22 protein-coding genes and 2 pseudogenes are annotated in these 23,012 nt (G+C 68.0%); 15 read left to right on the plus strand and 9 right to left on the minus strand.

Annotated features, from left to right (window positions below; all coding sequences use genetic code 11):
• The 3 genes and pseudogenes from JHD63_RS15815 to JHD63_RS15825 form a co-directional block, all read left to right on the plus strand.
• Positions 1-118 (plus strand): annotated as a pseudogene (locus tag JHD63_RS15815) (IS5/IS1182 family transposase); the annotation flags it as partial.
• Positions 119-302: 184 nt separating this feature from the next.
• Positions 303-443 (plus strand): hypothetical protein, encoded by a 141-nt coding sequence (locus JHD63_RS15820; protein ID WP_198971767.1) that lies wholly within the window; start codon positions 303-305, stop codon positions 441-443.
• Positions 444-738: 295 nt separating this feature from the next.
• Positions 739-1,164 (plus strand): DUF2442 domain-containing protein, encoded by a 426-nt coding sequence (locus JHD63_RS15825; protein ID WP_198971768.1) that lies wholly within the window; start codon positions 739-741, stop codon positions 1,162-1,164.
• A 285-nt stretch (positions 1,165-1,449) separates the two neighbouring features.
• On the opposite strand, the gene JHD63_RS15830 is transcribed toward JHD63_RS15825, so the two are convergent.
• Positions 1,450-2,463 (minus strand): LysR family transcriptional regulator, encoded by a 1,014-nt coding sequence (locus JHD63_RS15830; RefSeq protein ID WP_370590540.1) that lies wholly within the window; start codon positions 2,461-2,463, stop codon positions 1,450-1,452.
• A gap of 143 nt (positions 2,464-2,606) precedes the next feature.
• On the opposite strand from JHD63_RS15830, the gene JHD63_RS15835 reads away from it, so the two are divergent.
• Genes JHD63_RS15835 through dmpG form a run of 9 tightly spaced genes read left to right on the plus strand, consistent with a single transcriptional unit; the run spans position 2,607 to position 10,425 of the window.
• Positions 2,607-3,596, plus strand: a complete 990-nt coding sequence (locus JHD63_RS15835) for a Bug family tripartite tricarboxylate transporter substrate binding protein (protein WP_198971769.1) — start codon at positions 2,607-2,609, stop codon at positions 3,594-3,596.
• A 5-nt stretch (positions 3,597-3,601) separates the two neighbouring features.
• The gene (locus JHD63_RS15840) at positions 3,602-4,489 is read left to right on the plus strand and encodes a VOC family protein (RefSeq protein WP_198971770.1); all 888 of its coding nucleotides are present in this window, start codon (positions 3,602-3,604) and stop codon (positions 4,487-4,489) included.
• Positions 4,486-5,163 (plus strand): class II aldolase/adducin family protein, encoded by a 678-nt coding sequence (locus tag JHD63_RS15845; RefSeq protein WP_198971771.1) that lies wholly within the window; start codon positions 4,486-4,488, stop codon positions 5,161-5,163. Before JHD63_RS15840 ends, JHD63_RS15845 begins: the two co-directional genes overlap by 4 nt.
• Positions 5,164-5,179: 16 nt before the next feature.
• Entirely contained in the window at positions 5,180-6,649 is a 1,470-nt protein-coding gene (locus tag JHD63_RS15850; RefSeq protein ID WP_370590541.1) for a 2-hydroxymuconic semialdehyde dehydrogenase, read from the plus strand.
• A complete protein-coding gene (mhpD, locus tag JHD63_RS15855) occupies positions 6,646-7,440 on the plus strand; it encodes a 2-keto-4-pentenoate hydratase (protein ID WP_198971773.1) in 795 nt (264 codons plus the stop codon). The genes JHD63_RS15850 and mhpD overlap by 4 nt, the downstream gene beginning before the upstream one ends.
• Positions 7,437-8,210 carry a 2-keto-4-pentenoate hydratase gene (locus JHD63_RS15860; RefSeq protein ID WP_198971774.1) on the plus strand — a complete coding sequence of 258 codons (774 nt, stop codon included), beginning with the start codon at positions 7,437-7,439 and terminating at the stop codon, positions 8,208-8,210. The genes mhpD and JHD63_RS15860 overlap by 4 nt, the downstream gene beginning before the upstream one ends.
• Before the next feature lie 7 nt (positions 8,211-8,217).
• Positions 8,218-8,424 carry a 2-hydroxymuconate tautomerase gene (locus JHD63_RS15865; protein WP_233168250.1) on the plus strand — a complete coding sequence of 69 codons (207 nt, stop codon included), beginning with the start codon at positions 8,218-8,220 and terminating at the stop codon, positions 8,422-8,424.
• Positions 8,417-9,358, plus strand: coding sequence for an acetaldehyde dehydrogenase (acetylating) (locus JHD63_RS15870; protein WP_198971776.1), 942 nt, complete (start codon positions 8,417-8,419; stop codon positions 9,356-9,358). The genes JHD63_RS15865 and JHD63_RS15870 overlap by 8 nt, the downstream gene beginning before the upstream one ends.
• The gene (gene dmpG / locus JHD63_RS15875; RefSeq protein ID WP_198971777.1) at positions 9,355-10,425 is read left to right on the plus strand and encodes a 4-hydroxy-2-oxovalerate aldolase; all 1,071 of its coding nucleotides are present in this window, start codon (positions 9,355-9,357) and stop codon (positions 10,423-10,425) included. Before JHD63_RS15870 ends, dmpG begins: the two co-directional genes overlap by 4 nt.
• 97 nt (positions 10,426-10,522) lie before the next feature.
• On the opposite strand, the gene JHD63_RS15880 is transcribed toward dmpG, so the two are convergent.
• Both JHD63_RS15880 and JHD63_RS15885 read right to left on the minus strand, forming a co-directional pair.
• A complete protein-coding gene (locus JHD63_RS15880; protein WP_198971778.1) occupies positions 10,523-10,996 on the minus strand; it encodes a universal stress protein in 474 nt (157 codons plus the stop codon).
• 79 nt (positions 10,997-11,075) lie between these two features.
• Positions 11,076-11,534 (minus strand): ornithine carbamoyltransferase, encoded by a 459-nt coding sequence (locus JHD63_RS15885; protein WP_198971779.1) that lies wholly within the window; start codon positions 11,532-11,534, stop codon positions 11,076-11,078.
• A gap of 247 nt (positions 11,535-11,781) precedes the next feature.
• On the opposite strand from JHD63_RS15885, the gene JHD63_RS15890 reads away from it, so the two are divergent.
• Complete coding sequence (locus tag JHD63_RS15890) at positions 11,782-12,534, plus strand: Crp/Fnr family transcriptional regulator (RefSeq protein WP_198971780.1); 753 nt, start codon at positions 11,782-11,784, stop codon at positions 12,532-12,534.
• A 309-nt stretch (positions 12,535-12,843) separates the two neighbouring features.
• Here the strand turns inward: JHD63_RS15890 and JHD63_RS15895 are convergent, their stop codons facing one another.
• The 3 genes from JHD63_RS15895 to JHD63_RS15905 all read right to left on the minus strand — a co-directional run bounded on the left by JHD63_RS15895 (position 12,844) and on the right by JHD63_RS15905 (position 16,173).
• Complete coding sequence (locus tag JHD63_RS15895; protein WP_198971781.1) at positions 12,844-14,907, minus strand: PAS domain S-box protein; 2,064 nt, start codon at positions 14,905-14,907, stop codon at positions 12,844-12,846.
• Positions 14,908-15,633, minus strand: coding sequence for a winged helix-turn-helix domain-containing protein (locus JHD63_RS15900; RefSeq protein ID WP_198971782.1), 726 nt, complete (start codon positions 15,631-15,633; stop codon positions 14,908-14,910).
• A gap of 150 nt (positions 15,634-15,783) precedes the next feature.
• Positions 15,784-16,173 carry a hypothetical protein gene (locus JHD63_RS15905; RefSeq protein ID WP_198971783.1) on the minus strand — a complete coding sequence of 130 codons (390 nt, stop codon included), beginning with the start codon at positions 16,171-16,173 and terminating at the stop codon, positions 15,784-15,786.
• Positions 16,174-16,536: 363 nt separating this feature from the next.
• On the opposite strand from JHD63_RS15905, the pseudogene JHD63_RS15910 reads away from it, so the two are divergent.
• Positions 16,537-17,166: pseudogene (locus JHD63_RS15910) on the plus strand (LacI family DNA-binding transcriptional regulator); the annotation flags it as partial.
• A gap of 688 nt (positions 17,167-17,854) precedes the next feature.
• On the opposite strand, the gene JHD63_RS15915 reads toward JHD63_RS15910, so the two are convergent.
• Genes JHD63_RS15915 through JHD63_RS15925 form a run of 3 tightly spaced genes read right to left on the minus strand, consistent with a single transcriptional unit; the run spans position 17,855 to position 21,668 of the window.
• A complete protein-coding gene (locus JHD63_RS15915) occupies positions 17,855-19,192 on the minus strand; it encodes a phospholipase A (protein WP_198971784.1) in 1,338 nt (445 codons plus the stop codon).
• Positions 19,132-19,572, minus strand: a complete 441-nt coding sequence (locus JHD63_RS15920) for a hypothetical protein (RefSeq protein WP_198971785.1) — start codon at positions 19,570-19,572, stop codon at positions 19,132-19,134. Before JHD63_RS15920 ends, JHD63_RS15915 begins: the two co-directional genes overlap by 61 nt.
• An 8-nt stretch (positions 19,573-19,580) precedes the next feature.
• Positions 19,581-21,668 carry an ATP-dependent helicase gene (locus JHD63_RS15925; RefSeq protein WP_198971786.1) on the minus strand — a complete coding sequence of 696 codons (2,088 nt, stop codon included), beginning with the start codon at positions 21,666-21,668 and terminating at the stop codon, positions 19,581-19,583.
• Positions 21,669-21,803: 135 nt separating this feature from the next.
• Here JHD63_RS15925 and JHD63_RS15930 point away from each other — a divergent pair, with 135 nt between their 5' ends.
• Positions 21,804-22,778 carry an AEC family transporter gene (locus JHD63_RS15930; RefSeq protein WP_198971787.1) on the plus strand — a complete coding sequence of 325 codons (975 nt, stop codon included), beginning with the start codon at positions 21,804-21,806 and terminating at the stop codon, positions 22,776-22,778.
• The last annotated feature ends 234 nt before the right edge of the window (positions 22,779-23,012 follow it).

The following is a 23,012-nucleotide window of genomic DNA, read 5'->3' on the forward strand; positions in this document are numbered from 1 at the left end:
GCTGGCCGCGTTCGGCAAGCTGCGAACCCGCTTCGAGCGCCGCATCGACATTCATGTCGCGCTGCTTTCCCTGGCTTGTTGTGTCATCTGTGCTCGCAACCTCCCTTTGTTTTGTTAGCCGCTCTTATATCTGTGGCAAAGGGAACATTGCTGTTTGGGGCTCACCTGCCACTGCAGGGTAGGGCAATCCCGCTGCCCGCAGAGGAGGGCCGAGAAGGCCCCGATGGAGGCCGCATAGTTCGTCTCTGCCGACGCAGGATCTGGGTGGAGTGGCTACAATGAACCTAAGTTGATGGGTTTCTATGCTCTGGAATAGTGGCAACGTCGAACTGCGCATCTGGCCGCTGGACCACTGTCCACCGCATGTCACGGTGGTCTGCCGAGCGGACGCCTGGACGGCTCGCTTCGAGTTTTCGATGGTGACCGATGCCGTGTCGCTGTGAGACGTCAAGCCCAAGCGCAATGCGCCGCTGCTGGGGCTGCTCAACAAGCTGGCCGGTCAGGTACACCAGAACCGCCTGGCGTGTCGGCGTGGTGGTGGTTGCAGCAGACGGTCTGTCTCGACAACGTGCCCGTCAAGTGGCGTCGATCAAAGGGCGTGGCACTGTTGCCGAGTGGTGCAACGGGCGACGGTGTCGTCGTCAAGGGCAGTGGCGTTGACCTAGCAGGCCAGGGTGTGCAGGTCATGGTGAACGGGGGTTCATCGACGACGATGGAATTGCTGAAGGAGGTCTGAACATGGCGACCAGGATTTCTCATGAGGACCACGAACAGGCGTTGGCGCGCGGTCGCGAGGCGCTGGAAGAGCCTCACGTCGTGTCCGCGCGCTACGTGGCTCGCATGCTGGAGTTGGTGTACAGCAATGGCTTGGTGCTGCGCATCGATCCGAAGGGCGTGCCCGCGCTGAAGGGGGTTTCACGCGAAGCCCTCGCACAGCCCTACGTGACCCCTGGGGGGGATGGCCTGGTGTTCGGCGAGGGCGACGAGGCGGCTGCAGTCGGCATTCCCGGATTGGTGGCACGGCTGATTCCGATCGACATCGCCAGGCGGACGGTGGCCGCAACGCGCGGTCGAGTCCGCTCTCCCCACAAGGCGGAAGCGGCGCGTCGCAACGGGGCCAAGGGCGGGCGTCCTGCAAAAGCGCACGCAGTTGTTTCCGGGTAGAGTGTGAGCGGCCGGGAGGCAGTCCCTAGACTGTTCCCTCGGCGATCCGTCACTTTTGAAGAAAGAAGCGTTCATGCTGGATTGCGAGCCTTTTGGGATCGTGCCCCAGGCCACCATTCACACGACGCCTAGTCCTTCCGACTAGGCGTTTTTGTTTGTGCTGCAAGGACCTCGGCAACGCTGAACAAGTCCCTCGCGTGTCGCGCATCCCTGCTGTGGGTGGTCTGCGGCGTTGCAGATCCTCGCAGCGGCCGAATGAACATGCCGACGTCGCCAGGATTCAGATCATCCGGCCGATTCGCCGGCGCCGCCGCGCACTTTCAAGGCCTCGAACAGGTTCACGAATACCTCTCTTAACCACTCGCTCGCGGGGTCCCGGTGGAAGCGATCGTGCCAGACCATGGTCACGTCGAAGCTTGGGAACTGCACTGGCGGCTCCACGATCTGCAGTTGCATGTGGCTGGCCACTACCGCCGCCAGGTTGCTGGGCACAAGGCCCACGATATCGCTGCCCGCCACGATGGGGCCGACGCAGAGAAGGCTATGGACGCGCAGCACGACTCGCGCCTTCACACGCGGACTCGACAACACCTTCTCCACCGCGCTGGCATGCTGCATGGCCTTGGAGCCACCGACGACGTGCAGCAGGCTGCGCAGTTGTTCGCGCTGGAGTTTTCCGCTCACGATCGGGTGCCCCTGCCGGGCCACGTAGGCAAAGCGCTCGCTAAACAGGCGGCGATGGTGGATCTGCTTGCTCATGCTGCCGAAGAAGCCCACCGCAAGGTCAATCTGACCAGAGGTCAGAGCATCCTGCAACTGCTCTTCGTTTGGTGACACCGCTTCGATCACGACCTTGGGTGCAATGCGGGTGACGTGGTCAATCAGGCGGGGCAGGAAGATGCGCTCGCCCACGTCACTCATCGCCACCCTGAAGGTGCGCGCTTCCACGGCGTGGTCGAAACTCGCCCGGGCCAGTGTTGAACGCAGGGTGTCCAGTGCCGCAGCGACAGGTGCCGCCAAGGCGTCGGCGAATGGTGTCGGCGCTACTCCGCGTTGCTGCCGCACAAAGAGCGCATCCCCGTACATCTCACGCAGGCGCCCCAGCGCGCGGCTGACGGCAGATTGGGTGAGGCCCAGTTGGGAGCCTGCCGCCGTGAGGTTGCGCGTCCGGTAGACGGTCTCGAAAAGCTCAAGCAGGTTCAGATCGACCTGTCGGCTCAGAGGAATGGACCGATGGGCTTCGCTGACATGAACTCTGGACATGTCCGTGATCGTAGACAGGCGCAGAAGAACTGTCACGCACGCACAGTCCAAGGAGATCCAGACATGCCTGGAGAGCATGACACAAAGCCGATCATTTCATTTCTGGAATGTTGGTCGAACCCATAAAGTCTCGCCAACGGTGCCCGCACGATGGCGCCCCACGACAAGAGAGACAAACCATGCAACGACGCAACGCCTCGCAGCGCATTGCCCTGGCAGGCTTTTATGGCGCTTTTGCCACGGCGTGGACCTGCGCGCGCGCGCAGAGCTTCCCGAGCAAACCTGTTCGCGTGCTAACCCCGTTTCCCGCGGGCAGCGGGCCGGACGCCGCCATGCGGGTTCTTGGTGAGCAACTCTCCCGGCGTTGGACTCAGCCGGTGCTGATCGACAACCGGCCTGGCGGCAACGGCTTCATCGCCGTCACGGCTTTCAAGTCTGCGCCAGCGGATCACCACTCGCTGCTGCTGGTCGACAGCAACCACACGACAACGCACCCGCACACCTTCGCGCAGTTGCCGTACAGCGTCGAACGTGACTTGCAGCCGGTCGGCATGATCCTGCGCACGCCATTTTTTGTCGCGGTGGCGCCCGATAGCCCTTACCGCACATTGGAAGACATCGTTGCCGCGGCCAAGGCGCGACCCGACGCCGTCACCTATGGCTCGTGGTTCGTGGGCAGCCCTGGGCACATGGGCGCACTGCGGCTGCAGGCCTTGCGCGGTGTCAGCATGCGCCACATCCCCTACCGCGATTTCGGCCAGCTTTACGCCGCCGTCTCGACGCGGGAAGTGGATTGGGCGTTGGCCAGCGTGGCCAGCGCCAGCGCGCTGGAACGCGCGGGCAGACTGCGCTTCATCGCCGTGGCGGCGCCCGCCCGTGATCCGCTGTATCCCGCCGTGCCCGCCACGGCGGAAACGCCTGCGCTCCGCGACTTCGAAGTGAGTGCCTGGGCGGGTCTGTTCGCAAGCCCGGCTACGCCGCACGCCCTGGTCGAACGCCTCAACGCCGACCTGCGCTCCGTCTTGCAACTGCCTGAAGTGGCGCAGCGCTACCGGGACTTCGGCTACGAGGCACCGCAACTCACACCCGAGGCCTATGGGCAGTTGATAAAGCGCGAGACCGCGGCCTGGGGCCAGGTGATACGCGAGGCCAATCTCAAGCTCAACTGAAAGCCATGATCCATCTGCTCGACATCCGCTATGTCCGCCTCGGCACCCGTGATCGCGGGCAGGCCGATCGCTTCGCCAAGGACGTTCTGGGCCTTGAGCGCGTGCGCGAGGAGGCCGGCGCCACCTACTTTCGCAGTGATAGCCGCGATCACACGCTGGTGTATTTCGACGGTGACCCCACCGACCACACCGTTGGTTTCGAGCTCCGGACCGCGGACGAGCTTGAGCAGGCTGCGGCTGAACTGAGCAATCGCCATATCGACGTGAGGGCTGGAACGCCGGACGAGTGCGAACAGCGGCACGTAAGGGCCTTTGTTCACTTCAAGGACCCGACGGGCAACAAGATTGACCTGATGGCCGGGGCGCACCACAGCGGCCGGCGCTACTTTCCTGCGCGCGATGCCGGCATCACCGGCTTCAGCCACGTGGGCCTTTGTACGACCGACGCGGCCCGTGACGAGCGGTTCTGGACGGAAGTCCTTGGCGCTCGCGTAAGCGACTGGATCGGCGCCGCCCCGCTGCTGCGCATCGACGAGGTTCACCACAAGATCGCGCTGTTTCCCACCACACGTTCTGGCGTGCAGCACGTGAACCACCAGGTCGAGAGCGTGGACGACATCATGCGTGCCTGGTACACGCTGCAAAAGCTCAACGTGCCCATCGTCTTCGGGCCGGGCCGCCATCCCACCTCGGGCGCCAGATTCCTGTATTTCCGCGGGCCGGACGGCATGATCTTCGAATACTCCACCGGCGTGGGCCTGATTGCTGCCCAGGACGAAGCGACCTACCAACCGCGCCAGTTCCCCAGCGCCAACGAGTCCTTCTGCATGTGGGGCTCGGTGCCGGACATTCCGGAGTTCAGAACGCCGGGCGCGCGGGAGCAGAAGCCGTGAAGGCCCCGGAAGAGCTGCAGCGCGAGCTCCGCATTGCAGCGCGCGCGCTGGGACGGCATGGACTGGCACATGCCTACGGCCACTGCAGCATCAGGTTGGACGCCGCGCACTTCCTGGTGTGCGCCGCAAGGCCGATGGGCTTGATACGCGCCGGGGAGGCGGGCCAAGTGGTGCCCGTTGACGGCCCGCTGCCCGAAGGGGTTCTGGGCGAGGTCCGCCTGCACCAGCGGATCTACCAGCGGCGCCCGCATGCAAAAGCAGTGGCGCGGACCATGCCGCCGGCGCTCATGGCGCTCGGCACCGCTCGGCTCACGCCCAGGCCCCGCCATGGCTTGGGCGCGTATTTCGGTGCCGGTGCCGCGCTGTGGGATGACCCGCAACTGATACGCGACGACGCCCGGGCGGCCTCCGTCGTCGACGTGATGGGTGATTCGAACGCCGTGGTCATGCGTGGCAACGGCCTGGTCGTGGCAGCCGAATCGCTGGCCCAGGTGGTCACGCTCACCTGGTACCTCGAAGACGCGGCGCGCATCGAGCTGGCCGTGCGCAGCGCAGGCCTGGAGCAGGCCTCTGCACTGCTCGACGCCGATGAATGCCAGCGCCGCGCAACGGCTGCGGGCGGCATCTTTGAACGCATGTGGGAATTCCTTTCCGCAGGCGACCCTGAAACCTGACAGCGGAACGATAGACGTGATTCTCAACTTCATTGATGGCCAGTACCGAGAGGGCAGCAGCGGCCGCAGCTTCGATGACATCAACCCCGTCGATGGCTCCCTGATCGCCAAGGTCAGCGAGGCGTCGCGCGAGGACGTGGACGCCGCCGTCCGCGCCGCGCGCCAGGCCCTGTCCGGCCCTTGGGGGTCTCTCAAGCTGGCGCAGCGCTGTGATCTGCTGTACGCCGTCGCCGCAGAAATGGACCGCCGCGCGGAGGACTTCATTGCCGCTGAGGTGGCCGATACCGGCAAGCCCCGGTCCCTGGCGTCGCATCTGGACATCCCGCGCGGCGCGGCCAATTTCCGCGTGTTTGCCGACGTCGTGCGCAACGTTCCCACCGAAGCCTTCACCAGCCACGCGCCCGATGGCAAGCCGGCCCTGAACTACGCCTTGCGACGCCCCAAAGGCGTCGTCGCCGTGGTCTGCCCGTGGAACCTGCCCTTGCTGTTGATGACCTGGAAGGTTGGCCCGGCGCTGGCGTGTGGCAACACGGTGGTGGTCAAGCCCTCCGAAGAGACGCCGGCCACCGCCGCGTTGCTGGGCGAGGTCATGAACCAGGTCGGCGTTCCCAAGGGGGTCTACAACGTGGTGCATGGTTTCGGCCCGTCTTCCGCGGGCGAATACCTGACGGAACACGCAGACATCGACGCCATCACGTTCACCGGCGAGACGCGCACCGGCGCCGCCATCATGCGGGCATCTGCGGGGGGCATCAAGCCGGTCTCGATGGAGCTGGGCGGCAAGAATCCCGCGGTGGTGTTCGCCGACGCCGATCTGGACGTCGCCATCGCCGGGCTGACCCGCTCCGTGTTCGAGAACACGGGCCAGGTCTGCCTGGGAACGGAGCGGGTCTATGTGCAGCGCCCGATCCTCGAAGCCGTGGTGCAGAGGCTTGCGGCTGCCGCCCGGCGCCTGAAGCCGGGCCGCCCGGAAGACCCGGGAGCCAACTTCGGCCCGCTGATCTCCGCCGAGCACCAGCAAAAAGTACTGGGCTATTTCAAGCTCGCCAGGGACGAAGGTGGCACGGCCGTGCATGGCGGCGGCGTGCCCGATATGCCCGCTGAGCTGAAGGGCGGCGCATGGATCGAGCCTACGGTATGGACGGGCCTTGCCCATGACTCGCGGGTTGCGCGCGAGGAGATCTTCGGCCCTTGCTGCGCGGTCATTGCGTTCGACAGTGAAGCCGAGGCCCTGCAAATGGCCAACGACACGCGTTACGGCCTGGCCGCCTCCGTCTACACACGCGACATCGATCGTGCGCACCGTTTCTCCAGCGCCTTGAAGGTGGGCATTGTCTGGGTCAACACCTGGTTCCTGCGCGATCTGCGCACCGCCTTCGGTGGGTCGGGCTCGTCTGGCATTGGGCGCGAAGGCGGCGTGCACTCGCTGGAGTTCTACACCGAGTTGTCCAACGTCTGCATCAAGTTCAGCGGGGCAGGGCAATGAACAAGAGCCAGATCCAGAAAGCCGCCGGGCTGCTGTGGGATGCGGCGGAACGCGCAACGGCCATCGCCCCGTTGCGCGAGACCTTCGCCGGCATGACCGGTGAGGACGCGTACGCGGTCCAGGAATACAACACCGAGCGCCGGCTCAAGAGCGGCGAGCGCCTGGTCGGCCGAAAGATCGGCCTGACGGCAAGGGCGGTGCAGCAGCAGTTGGGCGTGGACCAGCCCGACTACGGGATGCTGTTCGCCGACATGGCGCTCGCCGATGGCGAGCCCATTGCGTGGAGCCGCCTGATGCAGCCAAAGGCGGAGTCGGAGGTTGCCTTGGTGATGGAGCGAGAGCTGCCCGAGCCTGGGATCACCTGCGCCCAGCTGCTGCGCTGCGTTGCTTTTGCACTGCCCGCCATCGAGGTGGTGGGCAGTCGGATCGCGGACTGGAACATCCGCTTCGTGGACACCGTGGCGGACAACGCCTCAAGCGGCGCCTTCGTGCTCGGCAACACGCCGGTCAGTCTCATGGGGCTCGATCTGCGGCTCGTCGGCATGGTGATGGAGCGCTCCGGAGAACAGGTGTCGCTTGGGGCCGGCGCCGCATGTCTGGGCCATCCCCTGAATGCGGCACTCTGGCTCGCCAACAAGATGGCCGCGCTTGGCCGAGGGCTCAAGGCCGGGGATGTGGTGCTCACGGGCGCGCTGGGGCCCATGGTGCCGGTTCGACCGGGAGACGTGCTGGAAGCACGGATTGAAGGACTTGGTTCCGTCCGCGCGGCTTTCGGGGAGGAGCGTCCATGAGCGGACGACGCATTGCCACCCTTGCGGAGCGGGTCGACGTGGCGGCGCAGCAGGCGCAGGCCATCCCGCAGTTCGCCGACGTCGAAAAGCTCAGCGAGAAAGACGCCTACGCGGTGCAGGCGGCGTCCATTGCCCGCCGTGTGCAACGAGGCGAGCGGCGGACCGGCGTGAAGATGGGCTTTACCAGCCGGGCCAAGATGGTCCAGATGGGCGTGCACGACATGATCTGGGGCCGCCTGACCGACGCCATGGCACACGCCGAGGGCGCGCCGTTGTCGCTCAAGCGCTTCGTGCATCCCCGCGTCGAGCCCGAACTTGCATTCCTGCTCGGCAAGCCTCTGCCCGCGAACGTGAGTCTTGCGGAAGCGCTCGATGCGGTCGTGGCCATTGCGCCGGCCCTGGAAATCATCGACTCCCGCTTCGACGACTTCAGGTTCACGCTGGGCGACGTGGTGGCGGACAACGCGTCGTCGTCCGGCTATGTGATCGGCCCGTGGCATGAGGCGCGCCGGGATTTCTCCAACCTCGGCCTGGTGATGTCCATGAACGGCGCAGCGCGTCAGGCCGGCAGTACCGCGGGCATCCTGGGCCACCCGCTTCGCTCGCTGGTGGCCGCCGCCAGGCTGAGCGCGGGCGCGGAGGAGCCGCTGCAGGCCGGCTGGATCGTGATGGCGGGTGGCGCCACGGCCGCCGAGGCGCTGGGGCCCGGGCTCCATGTCCTGCTCGAGATGCAAGGCCTGGGCCGCGTCGAGTTCAACACGAGCGCGTGAGGCCGCCATGCCACTGATCCAGGTCACCATGATCGAAGGGCGCAGCGCTGATGTGAAGACGGCGCTGATCCAGAAGCTGACCCAGGCCGCAATCGATGCGACCGGCGCTCCGCGCGAAACCATCCGCGTCATCCTGCAGGAGGTGCCGGGCGCCCATTGGGGCGTGGGCGGCATACCCAAGTCAGCACCGGCGAAGGGAACTCACCATGTCTGAAAGCAAGCTGAAGGCAGCCATCATCGGCAGCGGCAACATCGGCACGGACCTGATGATCAAGATCCTGCGGCACGGCCACCACCTAGCGATGGGCGCGATGGCGGGCATCGACGCTGCGTCGGACGGCCTTGCCCGTGCCGCCCGCATGGGCGTGGCCACCACGCACGAAGGCGTCGAGGGGCTCACCAGGCTGCCGGTGTTCGAGGAGATCGACGTGGTGTTCGACGCCACCTCGGCATCGGCCCACGTGAAGAACGACGCCTTCCTGCGCCGGCTCAAGCCGGACATCCGCTGTGTGGACCTGACACCTGCGGCCATCGGGCCCTACTGCATTCCGGTGGTGAACGGAGCCGAGCACCTGGACGCGAAGAACGTGAACATGGTCACCTGCGGCGGCCAGGCGACCATTCCGATGGTTGCGGCCGTCAGCCGCGTGGCCAAGGTGTACTACGCCGAGATCGTCGCTTCCATTTCCAGCAGGAGTGCCGGGCCGGGCACGCGGGCCAATATTGACGAATTCACCGAGACCACATCGAAGGCCATCGAAGTGGTGGGCGGCGCCGGCAAGGGGAAGGCGATCATCGTGCTGAACCCGGCCGAGCCGCCGCTGATCATGCGTGACACGGTCTGCACCTTCAGCGAGCTGGTGGATGAATCCGCCGTCGCCGCGAGCGTGGCGCAAGCCGTGGCAGCCGTGCGCCGCTACGTTCCCGGCTACCGCCTGAAGCAGGAAGTCCAGTTCGATCGCATCGAGCATCTCCACATCCCCGGGCTCGGTCGCCTCTCGGGGCTGAGGACCACCGTCTTCCTGGAGGTGGAAGGCGCGGCCCACTACCTGCCGGCCTATGCGGGCAACCTGGACATCATGACCAGCGCGGCGCTCACCACGGCCGAGCGCATGGCAGAACGCATCCTCAAGGCGGTGACCGCATGAAGCAGATCCATATCTCCGACGTCACGCTGCGCGACGGCAGCCATGCCATACGCCACCAGTACAGCGTGGAGCAGGTCCGCTCCATCGCCCGGGCCCTGGACGAGGCCGGCGTCGACTCGATCGAGGTCGCCCACGGCGATGGCCTGCAGGGCGGCAGCTTCAACTACGGCTTTGGTGCGCACACGGACGTGGAGTGGATCGAGGCGGCCGCCAGCGTCGTCAAGCGCGCCAGGATCGCGACGCTGCTGTTGCCGGGCATCGGCACCGTCCATGACCTGAGGGCTGCATATGACGCCGGCGCTCGCGTGGTGCGCGTGGCAACCCACTGCACCGAGGCGGATGTCAGCCGGCAGCACATCGAGTACGCCCGCTCGCTCGGCATGGACACGGTGGGCTTTCTCATGATGAGCCACATGACCACGCCGGCGCAACTGGCGCAGCAGGCCAGGCGCATGGAGAGCTATGGCGCCACCTGCGTCTACGTGGTGGACTCCGGCGGCGCACTCCAGATGCACGAGGTGCGCGACCGCTTGCGCGCCTTCAAGGATGTGCTCAAGCCCGGGACGGCTACCGGCATCCATGCCCATCACAACCTGAGCCTGGGCGTGGCCAATTCCATCGTCGCGGTCGAGGAGGGGTGCGACCGGGTGGATGCCAGCCTGGCGGGCATGGGGGCGGGCGCCGGCAATGCGCCGCTGGAGGTGCTCATCGCCGCGGCCAACCGCCTGGGCTGGCGCCACGGCGCGGATGTCTTCAAGCTGATGAACGCGGCCGACGACATCGTGCGACCGCTGCAGGACCGGCCCGTCCGCGTCGACAGGGAAACCCTGGCGCTGGGCTATGCGGGCGTTTATTCGAGCTTTCTGCGCCACGCGGAAGCCGCCGCCAGGAAGTACCAACTGCGGACCGTCGACATCCTGGTGGAGCTGGGCGCGCGCCGCATGGTGGGCGGGCAGGAGGACATGATCGTCGACGTCGCGCTCGACCTGCTGCGCGCCCGTGCGCAGTCGTCCGACGGGGGCGCGGCGGCGCAATGGATCGGAACTCCACCTCACCCCGGATGTTGACGCCGCAAGCGTGGCAGCCGACCTTGGCGACCTGGATCGCTGGCGCCTATTCCATGGACAGCGCGGCCGGAGGCGGGCCGACGTGCGTGGTCGTGGATTACTGCGCTTCTTGCGGCGGCGCGTCCGGCTGCGCCCGCACCAGCAGCACCGGCACGGTGGAATAGCGCAGGATGTTCTCCGCGCAGCTTCCCATCAGGGCGCGCCCGACGCCGCGCCGTCCGTGCGTGCCGATGACGATCAGGTCGGCAGGCCATGTGCCGGCCTCTGCCGTCACCAGCGCCTGAACCGAGGCCGCAAAGTTGTCCTGCAGCACGACATCCACCTCGACGCCCGCGGCCTGCGCCCGGGCCTCGGCCTGCGCCAGGAGCTGCGTGCCTTTTTCCATCAGCACGCTCATCAGGTCCCCGGCATAGCCCATGGAGGCTTCCATGCTCATGGCGAACGAAAGGTCATCCACCACGTGGATCAGGCGCAGGCGCCCCTTGGTCAGGGTCGCGAGGCGGATGGCCTCGTCAAGGCCGCGCTGGGACGTCGGGCTGCCGTCGACGGGTACGAGAATTCGCTGGTACATGGGAAGAACTCCTTAAAGATGGGGTCAGGCCGAGGTCGTGCCGTCGGCGGGCGGTGAGGGCCGGTCCTGGCACGCCTTCTCAGGTGAGCGTGTGCAGCAGCACCGCCTGGAGCACGAAGCGGCGCTTGTCCCTGGCGTGCGCAAGCCCTGGCAGCTGAGTGGCCAGCGCGGCCGTGGGGTGTCGCGACGATGCCAGGCCATCGTAGACCGGGACTCCCGCCTCCGCTGACAGTTGCCGCACCAGGTTGGGCGCCATGCCTTGGCATTCCAGCGCGTCATACAGGCGGCCCAGCAGGCGGGCCGCATGGCGGACTTCCTGCGGCGTGTCCAGCCCGGCCAGGCTGTGGTGGATGCGGGCCACGCGCGCGCCAAGACCGGTCGCCGCCTCATGGAACAGCGTCTGATCTTCCGCATCGCCGTCCTCGCACAGCAGCGCAACGTTCTTGCCCCGCAGCCAGGAGCGCGTTGTGCCTTGCCGTGCGGCGTCCTGCAGCATACGGGCGTGCGACAGCACCGCACGTGATTCTTGCGACGCCATGCGTTGGGCAGCCGAGGGCGAGCGTGGTGCGGAGAACTGGAACACGATCCGGCGAGCGTAGCGAAACTCCCCCTGGCAACCTTGATGTCCGTCAAGGCCGCGGACGACGGACCGAGGCAGGACGGATTGATACACACCGTTCACCCAGCGTTACCGAGTGACGCCTGGAGTTGTCCCTGCATTGCCGCTGGCTCCCTAGCATGGACTTCCGATGCCCCGTGCACACAGTCCCTCAGGAGTCCACAAGATGCAAAGCCCCGCTGCCTTCGATATCTCTTCGGCCCGGCCACCGGCCGCCGCGCACCGGTCTTCCGGACGGAAGATCGAGGATACGCTGGCACTGCTGAGCGAACACGTCGAACTGCAGCGCCGGGTGGTGCATGCCGGCGACGCGATCTACCAGGCCGGCGAGCGCTTCGGCCACCTGTACGTGCTGAACTCGGGCTTCTTCAAGATCGTGAACCTGTCCTCAGACGGTCGGGAGCAACTGGTCAGCCTCAAGCTGCGGGGCGACTGGCTCGGCTTCGACGGCATCGCCGAGGGCCGCTACGCCTGCGATGCCATCGCCATGGACACGGGCGAGGTCTGGGTCTTCCCCTATGAGGCGCTGCTGGCCGCCTGCGCGCGCGCGCCGGCCCTGCTGTCGGTGCTGCACGAGGCGATGAGCCGCGAGATCACCCGCGACCGCGAGTCGCTGATGACGGTCTGCACGCTGCCGGCCGACGCGCGCGTGGCGGAATTCCTGCGCCAATGGGTCGAGCGGCTGGACCAGCGCGGCATGCGCACGGACGAGATCACCTTGCGCATGACGCGCGCGGAGATCGGCAACTACCTGGGCATGACGCTGGAGTCGGTGAGCCGCGCCCTCTCGCGGCTGGCGCGCGACAAGGTCATCGGCTTCGCCCACAAGGGGCGGCGCGACGTGCAGATCCCGGACGTGGGCGCCCTCTCGAGCTTCGTGCAGCGCTGCCTGGCACCGGCGCCCGCGCTGCTGCAGTAGCCCCTGGCACAGCCCCGGCTCCGGGCCGCGGCATTGGAGCCATGCCGTCCACACCAGTGGTCCGGTCCTTCGCTGGATGATGCTATTAAATATATAGCTAAAAGCCAAGGAGATACCTGGGCTACAGGTCGATTTCATTCAAAACAGCACCGCGCTACGCAACACCCGCGGCGAACAAAGCCCAAAGGCCCAAAAGGCCGCGGAGCAGGCCATGCCAGGACATCCGCGGAACCGGCTTCGCCGGTCCGCCGGATGTGTCCCCTTGAGGGGGAAGGCGAAGACGCGAAGCGCGCAGCCTGGGGGTGGTCGCTACTTCAAGACCCGGACGATCGCCTGCGCCAGTTCCTGGCGCGTGAAGGGCTTGCGCAACAGGTCCCAGTCGGCGGGCGCATCGCGGTCGGCATCGAGCAGCTCGCTGGAGAACCCGGACATCAGCAGGACGGACAGCCGCGGCAGGCGCGCCCGTGCTTCGGCGGCCAGGGCCGTGCCGCGCATGCCGGGCCCGAGCGCGATGTCGGTGAGCAGCAGGTCGAACGGCTGGCCGCCCCCGAGCGCGGCCAGGGCCTGCTCGGCGTTGGCGGCCGTGGCGATCCGGCATCCCAGCGCCGCCAGGAACGCCTGCACCACCTTGCGGACCTCGGCATCGTCCTCGACCAGCAGCACCTGCAGGCCGGGCGGCACCGCATCGCTCGCGGGGGCGTCCTGCGGGCCCGCCTCCGCTGCGGCCAGCGGCTGGGGGATGTAGAGCGCCACGGTGGTGCCCGCGCCCGGCGCGCTGTCGATCGTAAGCGCGCCCCGGGACTGCCGGGCAAAACCGTAGACCGTGCTCAGGCCCAGGCCGGTGCCGCGGCCGGCTTCCTTGGTGGTGAAGAAGGGCTCCACCGCGCGTTCCTTCACCGCGTCCGGCATGCCGATGCCGGTGTCGGCGATGCGGATCTCCACGAAGCGCTCGTTGGCGCTGCCTGGGTAGTCCAGCTCGCGCCGCACCCGTGGCGCAAGCCCGTTGCAGGGCTGCGCGCTGAAGCGCAGGGTGCCGCCCTCGGGCATCGCGTCGCGCGCATTGACCGCGATGTTCAGCAGCGCCGACTCCAGTTGGCCCGGGTCGGCCAGCACCGGCGGGCAGCCGGGGGCCACCTCGACCTCGATGCGGATGTGCTGGTCGAGCGTGCGCCGCAGCATGTCCACCAGCGACAGCAGCATGGCGCCCATGTCCACGGCGCTGGGCTGGAGCACCTGGCGCCGCGAGAACGCCAGCAGCTTGCCGGTCAGTTCCGCGGCGCGGTGGCCGGCACGCATCGCTGCGCTCACCAACTGGCCGGCGTGTCCGTTGCGCCGGATGCCGGGGAGTTCCTCCAGCACCTGCAGGTTGCCCTGGATGATGGTCAGCAGGTTGTTGAAGTCGTGCGCGATCCCGCCGGTCAGCTGGCCCACCGTCTCCAGGCGCTGCGCGTGCTGCAGCGTTTCCTCGGTCTGCGCGCGCTGCAGGCTGGTGGAGAGCAGGCTGGACAGCGATCCGAGAAAGCGCAGTTCCTCGTCGCCGAAGCGCTTGGGCTCGCGCGAACGCACGGCCAGCGTGCCGATCACGCGCCCGCGGTCGAACAGCGGCACGCTCAGCGAACTGACCAGCCCGGCCACCAGGTAGGACGGCGGCACGGAGAAGCGCTGCTCGGTTCGGTAGTCCGGCACGACCACCGGGCGCTCCTGCGTCAGCAGGAAACCGGGCGAGGTGTCCGGTGCTGCGGAAATGCGGGCGCCGACTTCCTCCCCGGGCACCAGGCCCACGCCACTGACCACGCGGAACGCCTGCTGATCGCTTTCGAGCAGCACCACCATGGCGGTCTGCACCCGCAGGGCCTCGGCCGCGATCAGGGGCGCATCGTCCAGCAGCGCCTGCGGGTCGCGCGCGTCGACCGCCAGGCGGCCGAACTGCGCCAGGTGCTCGCTGTAGCGCGCGCGCTGCAGCGCCTGCTGCACGCGCGGATACGCCTCGACGCCGCGGATCGCCGCCACGACCAGGGGCAGGCCCTGGTCCTGCAGCGGGCTGAGCGCGATCTCCACCATCACCTCGCTGCCGTCCTTGCGGCGCGCCACCAGGTCCATCTCCGTGCCCATGGGGCGCGGATGGGGCGCCTGCGCATAGGCGGCGCGGTAGGATGCATGGCAGGGGCGGATGCTGTCCGGCACCAGCGCGTCGATGTTCAGGCCGACCAGATCTTCCATCGTGTAGCCCAGCAGGGCCGCGGCCGAGGGGTTGGCCAGCACGATGGTGCCGGCCTGGTCGGCGATCAGCAAGGAGTCCGGGTAGGCGGCGAAGATCGAGCGGAAGACCGAATGCTCTTTCACCCCCCGCGGCAGTGAGTGGGCGGGGGACATCTAAGCCGCCGTCACCGGCGGCACCAGGATGTACCCCGCGCCGCGTACCGATTTGATGATCTGCGGGTCCTCGGCGTCGGCTTCGAGCTTCTTGCGCAGCCGCCCCACCTGCACGTCGATCGTGCGGTCGAAAGGCGCGGCCTCCCGGCCCCGCGTCTGCTCCAGCAGGAAGTCGCGCGACAGGACCCGCCCCGCATGGCGGGCAAAGGCCAGCAGCAGGTCGAATTCGCCGGTGGTCAGCGCCACCGCCTGCCCGGTCGGCGCATGCAACTGGCGCGCGCCGACATGGAGCTGCCAGCCGGCGAAGCAGAGCCGGTCCCGCGGCGCTGCCGGCGCCGGTGCCGGCGGCCTGCCGGGGGCGGTGCGCCGGAGCACGGCCTTGATGCGGGCGAGCAGCTCGCGCAGGTCGAACGGCTTGGTCACGTAGTCGTCCGCGCCTACTTCCAGGCCCACCACCTTGTCCACCGCATCGCCACGGCCGGTGACGATCACCAGGCCGCACTGCCAGTGCTCGCGCAGCTGGCGCGCGATGGCAAAGCCATCCTCGCCGGGCAGGCCCAGGTCCAGCAGCACCAGCGCCGGCGGGTCGGCCGGCATCAGGGCCATCAGGGACGCGCCGCTGTGCAGTTGCGTGGCCCGGTAGCCATGGCTCTGCAGATAGCCGGCCAGCAGCGCGGTGATGTCGGTTTCGTCGTCCAGGACTGCAATGTGGGCGGTGGCGTTCACTCGGATCGAAAGGGTTGAAGCGGCGGGTACGTGGCGCATGGTGCAGTGCACCAGCATTTGATTATGGCGTTGAACCAACGGGCGGCAGAATTGCGGGATCCGCGTCATGGCGGAGGGCGGCCCGGCGGCCTCGGGCGGCACGGACACGCCCTAGTGCGTGGTGCGTGAGGACGTCTTGGCCGCGCGCGGCATCTTGCCGTGCGGCACGCTGGCCAGGCGCTTGAACATGCGGCGGCAATAGCCGGCGATGTTCAGGCAGTTGTTGATCTCCTCCACCGGCAGCGGACCGGAGACGACCACGATGTCGTTGGCCGCGTCCTGCGCGCCCGCGGCACGCAGCCGGCGCCGCGCGCCGATGGCCCAGGACTGGATGCGGCTGGGGCTGCCGTGCTGGTGCAGCACGCCGGTGCTGGCGTCGAAGGCGATCGCCACTGTATCGGTCTTCAGCCGGAAACGGCGCTCCCCGGTGGCGCGGCTGGGGGGCTCGCGCATGTCGTACAGGTAGTAACTGCCCGCCTTGAGCTGGTATTGCAGGTCCATTCTCGAATCTCCTTGTGCCGATTGTCGAAGGCGCCTCCGCGCCGGAAGACGGATGAAAGGGCTGCAAAAGCCGCCTTTCTCGCCCCTCTGAGCGGAAAGGGCGTCAGGACCCGCGCAGCAGGAACCATTGTAGGAAAGCGCCGGAGGCCGATGTGTGCAACGGTGACGCACCGTGATAATCGCCGTGCGCCACCGCCGGCGCAGCCCCGCATCCCGCTCCCAGCCCGACCGTGCCTCAGCAGAAAGCGACCTCACGTCCCGCTCGCCGCGGCAGCGGCGGCGTCACGCTCAACGACGTCTCCCGTCTCCCGTCTCGCGGGCGTGTCGGCGATCACCGTCTCGCGCGCGCTCAACACCCTGGCCATGGTGTCGCCCGAGGCGCGCGAGAAGGTGCGCCGCGCGGTCGAGCTGACCGGCTACGTGCCCAACCTGCTGGCCGGCGGCCTGGCCTCCAACCGCAGCCGCCTGGTGGCGGCGCTGGTGCCGACCATCGCCGGCCCGGTGTTCCTGGAGACCATCCAGTCGCTGACCGAGGCCCTGGCCGGCGAGGGCTACCAGTTGATGCTCGGGCAGAGCGGCTACAACAACGGCCGCGAGGACGCGCTGATCGACGCCATCCTCGGCCGGCGGCCGGACGGCATCGTGCGCTCGGCGGAAGGCCGGCGCCGGCTGCTCGCGTCGGGCATTCCCGTGGTGGAAACCTGGGACCTCACGCCCACGCCGATCGACATGCTGGTCGGTTTCTCGCACGAGAAGGTCGGCCAGGAAACCGCGCGCTTCCTCCATGCCCGGGGCTACCGGCGCCCGGCGCTGGTGACCGGCGACGACCAGCGCGCGGCGCGGCGCAGCGCCAGTTTCGGCAAGACCATGGCTGAGCTGGGCCTGGACCCGGTGCCGGTCCGGACCGTGGCCGCGCCCACCACGCTCGGGCATGGGCGCGCGGCGCTGGCCGAGCTGCTGCGGGACGATCCCCGCTGCGACGTGGTGGTCTGCAGCTCCGACGGACTGGCCCATGGCGTCATCATCGAGGCGCAGTCGCGCCGCCGGCAGGCCGGTCGAGCCGCGGATCGTGGACATGGGCTTCACCATCGTCGGGCGCGGCGGCGTCTGAGCGCCCGCGAAGACCTTGACCAGTTCAGCGCCTTCGACGACCCCCACCATCCGCAGCGCAGGGGCATAGAGAGCGTGCCGCCCGGCCACGTGCTGGTGCTGGATTGCCGCGGCGAAACCCGCCGTGGCATCCGGCGGGCAGATCCTCACCACGCGGCTCAAGGGGCGCGGCGCTGCCGGCCTGGTGTCCGACGGCCCGGTGCGCGACAGCGGCCGCATCGCCGGGATGGATTTCCCGGTCTACTGCGCCGGAGGCAGCGCGCCGCTGAATCAGTTCGAAACCGGCGCCAATCTGGCCGGCACCCATCCGCCCAGCGCTGAAAGGCGGGGATATGTCAGGCATTATGCTATAAAAATAATAGCTATATGCTCAGGTGGTTACTGGGCTAAAGCCGCTTTTCATTGGAAAAATGAGATGCGCCATATCCGAGCCTCGCCGGCATCGCTGCACCATAGAGCAAGCAGAGCATGCCCGTATCCAAGGACACCGCGGAACCGGCTTTGCCGGGCCGCTGGTGTCGCCCCCGGAGGGGGTTGGCGAAGGCGCGAAGCGCGCAGCCTGGGGGCGAGCCTAGAAATCCACCAAGCTCAGCCCGACGCTGAGCACGGTGCGCTTGTGGTTGTAGTCGATCAGGCTGTCGCCATAGCCGCTGAACAGTTGGGTGTGCAGGCGCAGGCCGCTGTAGCTGTTGCCCATGCCGTCGCCCAGGGAGCGCAGCCATTCCAGCCGCACCGAACCGCGGTTGGTGCTGGCAAGCGAACTGCGCACCGTGCCCACCAGCGAGTTCTTGCGGTCGAGGTTCCAGACGCCCTGGACTTCCGTGCGGCCGATGTAGTTGCTGATGCCCGGGTTGTTGTCGTTCTGCGCCGACTCGCTCAGGCGCTTCCAGATGCGGGCGCTGACCCGGTAGTCGTTGCCGTGCTCGAAGCCGGTCATGAGGTAGACGCGGTTCCAGCTGCGCGACAGCGGGTCGCTCTGCCCGTTGGACTGGTGCACCAGGCCCGCGCCGCTGTAGCGCCAGTTCCAGCCGAAGGGCAGGGCGGCGGTGGTCGGGTAGACGTAGATCACCTCGGGCTCGTAGTCGGTGCTGCGGAACGGGCGAGAGAGGGTGCTGTTGAAGAACTGCCAGTACGACTGCTGGCTGTAGGCGAACCAGAGCGAGTCGCGCAGCGTGGAGTTGGCCGGCGTGAGCATGCCGCTGGCGAGCTTGGTGCGCACCGACAGTTGCAACCGCAGCTCCTGCTTGTCGTAGTCGATCGCGGTGGTGGCGTTGTTGGCGGGGTTGCCCGAGGTCGGCAGCCGGTTCATGTTGCTGCCGAAGGCCACCGACAGGCTGTTGGCCCGGAAGCCGCGGAAGCTGAAGGTCGGGCAGGTGCTGCCGGACTCCAGCTCCCAGAAGCGCGAGACGTCGGAGAACTGCCGGTCCTTGCAGCCCTGCTCCAGCCCGACGCCGACGATGCCGGCCGAGGCGGTGGGGGTGCTGGTGCCGGGCTCCAGCGCCGGCTGGGTCGAGGCCAGGGCGGCGGCCACGTCGGCGCGGATGGCCGAGGCGGCGGCGCCCGGGGGCGGCGTGCTGCCGAGGGTGCTGGAGGCGGCCGCGGCCGCATTGGCGCGCGACTCCACGGCCTGCACCAGCTTCTGCTGGGCATGCGCCCATTGGTCGAAGCAGGCCAGGCGGCCGGTGCTGTCGGTGAGGGCGGTGCACTGTTGCCAGGCGGTGGCGCTGGCGATGCGGCCTTCGGTCACCGGCGCCAGCGGGGTGGCGGCGGCAGGGGCCGGCTGGGCCGCGGCGCCGGTGCCTGAGAGCAGCAGCGCGGCGGCCAGCGTGCCGGCGCGGCGCCCCGTGTTCAGGGGCTGAGCTTGCGCAGCACGAAGGCGCGCTTGCTGTCGGTGGCGGAGTCGGTCCATGTTCCTTCGATCTTTCTGCCGCAACTGCCGGCGGCAACTTGCCCTTCCCAGAGGGCGGTGATGGATTTTCCGGTGGAAGAGGCGTCCAGGGCGAAGATGCCTTCGTCCACGTCGCCGGCCACCTGGGCCGTGGCGTCTCCGTAGTTCACGGTGCCGCGTACCGCGTTGGTGAAGTCGGGGTGCGGGTTCAGCACCATGGTGCCGGTATCGCTGCGACCGGCGAAGCGCGCCTCCCAGCGTCCGACCAGTTGCGTCTGGCCGACCTTGTCGGCGGCCGGGCAGGCCGGGGTGGCGGCGGTGACGGCCGGACCGTCGGCGGCATGGGCGCTGGCGGTTCCCAGGGCGCAGGCCAGCAGGATCGAATGCAGTCGCTTGTTCATGGGGTGTTTCACAGCCTTTCCGCGGCCGCGGCCGCGGCGGTGCCGGCCAGGGCCTTCTTGGCGAACTCGGCGCGCAGTGCGCGCAGCTTCTCGCGCGGGTCCTCCCGCGTGGTTTCCTTGTCCAGCGCCATTTCGGCAATGAAGCGGCTGGGCTGCACGGCCACCATCTCGCGGCCCTTCTTGCGCCGGCGCGTCCAGCTCACGGCCAGGCTGCGCTGGGCGCGGGTGATGCCCACGTACATCAGGCGGCGTTCTTCCTGCAGGCGCTGGGCGGTTTCGTCGCTCACCATCTTCTGGCGGCCGCCGTCGTCGTCGAGCTTGAAGGGCAGCATGCCCTCGGTCACGCCGACCAGCACCACGTGCGGCCATTCCAGGCCCTTGGAGGCGTGCAGGGTGGAGAGCGTGACCACGTCCTGGTCCTGCTCGCGCTCGCTGATGGTGGAGAGCAGCGAGATGGTCTGCGCCACCTCCATCAGGCTCTTGGTCTCGTTGGCCAGCACCGGGTTGGCGCCGGAGGCGTCGTCGATCTGGCCGCCGCAGCGCTGCGACATCCAGTCGCAGAAGTCGATCACGTTGCCCCAGCGCGCGGCGGCGACCTTCTCGCTGTCCTCGCCTTCGAGCAGGTGCTGCTCGTAGCCGATCTCCTTCAGCCATTCCATCAGGAAGGCGAGCGCGGCCTCGGCGCCCATGGTCTGGCGCGCGCGGTATTCCAGGTCGTTCATGTAGCGGCCGAATTCACGCAGGCCGTCCATCGCGCGCTCGGGCAGCATGCCGGGCAGCGACGCGGAGAACAGCGAGGCGAACAGGCTCAGCCTGTACTTGGCGCCGAACTCGCCGAGCTTGGCGAGCGTGGTGTGGCCGATGCCGCGCCTGGGCGTGGTGATGGCGCGCAGGAAGGCCGGGTCGTCGTCGTTGTTGACCCACAGCCGGAACCAGGCGCACAGGTCGCGGATCTCGGCGCGGTCGAAGAAGCTGGTGCCGCCCGAGACCTTGTAGGGGATGTTGTATTTGCGCAGCGCCTTCTCGAAGGGCTTGGCCTGGTGGTTGGCGCGGTAGAGGATGGCGAAGTGGCGCCACTCCTTGTGCTGCGAGGTCTCGCGCAGGCCCATGATGCGGGCGGCGGCGCGCTCGGCCTCGTGCTCCTCGCTGTCGGCATCGACCACGCGCACCGGCTCGCCCTCGCCCAGCTCGCTGAACAGGGTCTTGGGAAACAGCTTGGGGTTGGGCCCGATCACGTTGTTGGCCGCGCGCAGGATGGCGCTGGTGGAGCGGTAGTTCTGCTCCAGCTTGATGACCTTGAGCTGCGGGAAATCCACCGGCAGCTTCTTCAGGTTGTCCAGCGTGGCGCCGCGCCAGCCGTAGATGGACTGGTCGTCGTCTCCCACCGCGGTGAAGCGCCCGCGCTCGCCCACCAGGTGCTTGAGCACCTCGTACTGCGTGGCGTTGGTGTCCTGGTACTCGTCCACCAGCACATGGCCCAGCGCCGCCTGCCACTTGGCGCGCACCTCGGGGAAGTCCTTGAGCAGCTTGAGCGGCAGGCCGATCAGGTCGTCGAAGTCCACGCTCTGGTAGGCCGCCAGGCGCTCCTGGTAGAGCTGCATCACGCGCGCGATGACGCGCTCGTTGTCGTCCGCCGCCAGGGCCATGGCCTGCTCGGCGTTCAGGCCCATGTTCTTCCACTTGCTGATCACCCACTGCCACTGGCGCGCGGTGGCGGCGTCGGCGGTGCCGCCGGCGGCGTCCTTCAGGATGCTGGTGACGTCGTCGGCGTCCAGGATGCTGAACTGGGGCTTCAGGCCCAGCACCTTGCCGTCTTCCCGCATCATGCGCACGCCCAGCGCGTGGAAGGTGCACACCACCACCTCCTTGGCCTGGCGCCCGATCAGGCCCTTGGCGCGCTCGCGCATCTCGGCGGCGGCCTTGTTGGTGAAGGTGATCGCGGCAATGCGCCTGGGGGCCAGGCCGGCCTGGATCAGGCGCGCGATCTTGTGCGTGATCACCCGCGTCTTGCCCGAGCCGGCGCCGGCGAGCACCAGGCAGGGGCCGTGCAGATAGTTCACGGCTTCTTGCTGGGCGAGGTTCAGACCGGCGGACATGGGGGGTGTGGGAGGAAGGGGAGGGCGGGAAAAGCCGCGGAACAGGGCGTGCGGGGGCGGGCAATGATAGCGGGCGGAGGCCGGCGGTCGTTGGCCGATGGCGCAGGCAATTTTTGCGCCTGCGAGAATCCGCCGGTGCTCGCCATCCTTGCCACCACGTTCCCGTTTTTTGCGCTGATCCTGTGCGGTTACCTGGCCACGCGGCGCGGCATGCTGCCGCTGGCGGCCATTCCGGGGCTCAACGGCTTCGTGCTGTTCTTCGCGCTGCCGTGCATGCTCTACCGCTTCGGCGCGCGCACGCCGATCCACCAATTGCTCGACGCGCGGGTGACCGGTGTCTACCTGGCTTGCGCGCTGCTGATGGTAGGGGTCACCGTCCTGGCCTCGCGCCGCAGCGGTACCTCCTGGAACGACGCGGCCTTCGGCGCGCTGGTGGCGGCCTTTCCCAATACCGGCTTCATGGGCGTGCCCTTGCTGACCGCGTTGCTGGGCGCCGCCGCCGCCGGCCCGGTGATCCAGGCCATGGCGATCGACATGGTGCTGACCACCTCGCTCTGCGTTGCGCTGTCGCGGCTCGACGGCGCGGGCGCGCACGGCGTGGCCGTGGCGCTGCGGCGCGCGCTGCGCGGCATGGCCGGCAATCCGATGCCCTGGTCCATCGTGCTGGGCGTGCTGGCCTCGGCCGCGGGTTTCGTGCTGCCGCGCCCGCTCGATCAGACGGTGGGCCTGCTGTCCGATGCCGCGTCGCCGGTGGCGCTGTTCACCATCGGCGCGGTTCTGGCGCGCTCGGGCATGGACCGCGCCGAGCACACGCCCTGGCGCGGCTACGTGCCGCTGGCGCTGGCCAAGCTGCTGCTGCACCCCTTGCTGGTGCTGGCCGCCGGCGCCATCGCCCGGCTGCTGGGCATGCCGCTCGACCCGCTCGCGCTGAGCGCGCTGGTCCTGGTGGCCGCGCTGCCCAGCGCCAGCAACGTGTCGATGCTGGCCGAGCGCTTCGGCGCGCACAACGGGCGCATCGCGCGCGTCATCCTGGTGTCGACGGTGCTGGCGTTCGTGAGCTTCTCGGCGGCCGTGGCGCTGGTTGGCGCGCCCGGTATTGCTTCTAAATAGATAGCGTGATACCTATGAATATTCTAGGTTTCAGGAATGAAAGTGCCTGAAGCCTTCGTTGCAAAATGGCATGGTGCTATGGATTTTGAGGCTTCCTTGCACCGCCAGCAGGGCAATCGCATCTAAATCCAAGCGAAACTAAAGCGCTGAAACAACCCTTCTAGCGCAGCCCCGATGAACCTACTGCACCACCTGCAGAGCATCTCCGACCCCCGAAGCCACCGCACGCGTCGC

Origin of the sequence: Xylophilus sp. ASV27, from assembly GCF_016428875.1 — a bacterium.
Lineage (GTDB): Bacteria > Pseudomonadota > Gammaproteobacteria > Burkholderiales > Burkholderiaceae_C > Xylophilus.

Coding starts and splice junctions, on each gene's coding strand:
- dmpG (WP_198971777.1), top strand. CDS start 9,355: ATGAAGCAGATCCATATCTCCGACGTCACGCTGCGCGACGGCAGCCAT.
- JHD63_RS15925 (WP_198971786.1), bottom strand. CDS start 21,668: ATGTCCGCCGGTCTGAACCTCGCCCAGCAAGAAGCCGTGAACTATCTG.
- JHD63_RS15915 (WP_198971784.1), bottom strand. CDS start 19,192: ATGGACCGACTCCGCCACCGACAGCAAGCGCGCCTTCGTGCTGCGCAA.
- JHD63_RS15905 (WP_198971783.1), bottom strand. CDS start 16,173: ATGGACCTGCAATACCAGCTCAAGGCGGGCAGTTACTACCTGTACGAC.
- JHD63_RS15820 (WP_198971767.1), top strand. CDS start 303: ATGCTCTGGAATAGTGGCAACGTCGAACTGCGCATCTGGCCGCTGGAC.
- JHD63_RS15835 (WP_198971769.1), top strand. CDS start 2,607: ATGCAACGACGCAACGCCTCGCAGCGCATTGCCCTGGCAGGCTTTTAT.
- JHD63_RS15885 (WP_198971779.1), bottom strand. CDS start 11,534: ATGGCGTCGCAAGAATCACGTGCGGTGCTGTCGCACGCCCGTATGCTG.
- JHD63_RS15840 (WP_198971770.1), top strand. CDS start 3,602: ATGATCCATCTGCTCGACATCCGCTATGTCCGCCTCGGCACCCGTGAT.
- JHD63_RS15860 (WP_198971774.1), top strand. CDS start 7,437: ATGAGCGGACGACGCATTGCCACCCTTGCGGAGCGGGTCGACGTGGCG.
- JHD63_RS15825 (WP_198971768.1), top strand. CDS start 739: ATGGCGACCAGGATTTCTCATGAGGACCACGAACAGGCGTTGGCGCGC.
- JHD63_RS15895 (WP_198971781.1), bottom strand. CDS start 14,907: ATGTCCCCCGCCCACTCACTGCCGCGGGGGGTGAAAGAGCATTCGGTC.
- mhpD (WP_198971773.1), top strand. CDS start 6,646: ATGAACAAGAGCCAGATCCAGAAAGCCGCCGGGCTGCTGTGGGATGCG.
- JHD63_RS15880 (WP_198971778.1), bottom strand. CDS start 10,996: ATGTACCAGCGAATTCTCGTACCCGTCGACGGCAGCCCGACGTCCCAG.
- JHD63_RS15920 (WP_198971785.1), bottom strand. CDS start 19,572: ATGAACAAGCGACTGCATTCGATCCTGCTGGCCTGCGCCCTGGGAACC.
- JHD63_RS15890 (WP_198971780.1), top strand. CDS start 11,782: ATGCAAAGCCCCGCTGCCTTCGATATCTCTTCGGCCCGGCCACCGGCC.
- JHD63_RS15870 (WP_198971776.1), top strand. CDS start 8,417: ATGTCTGAAAGCAAGCTGAAGGCAGCCATCATCGGCAGCGGCAACATC.
- JHD63_RS15865 (WP_233168250.1), top strand. CDS start 8,218: ATGCCACTGATCCAGGTCACCATGATCGAAGGGCGCAGCGCTGATGTG.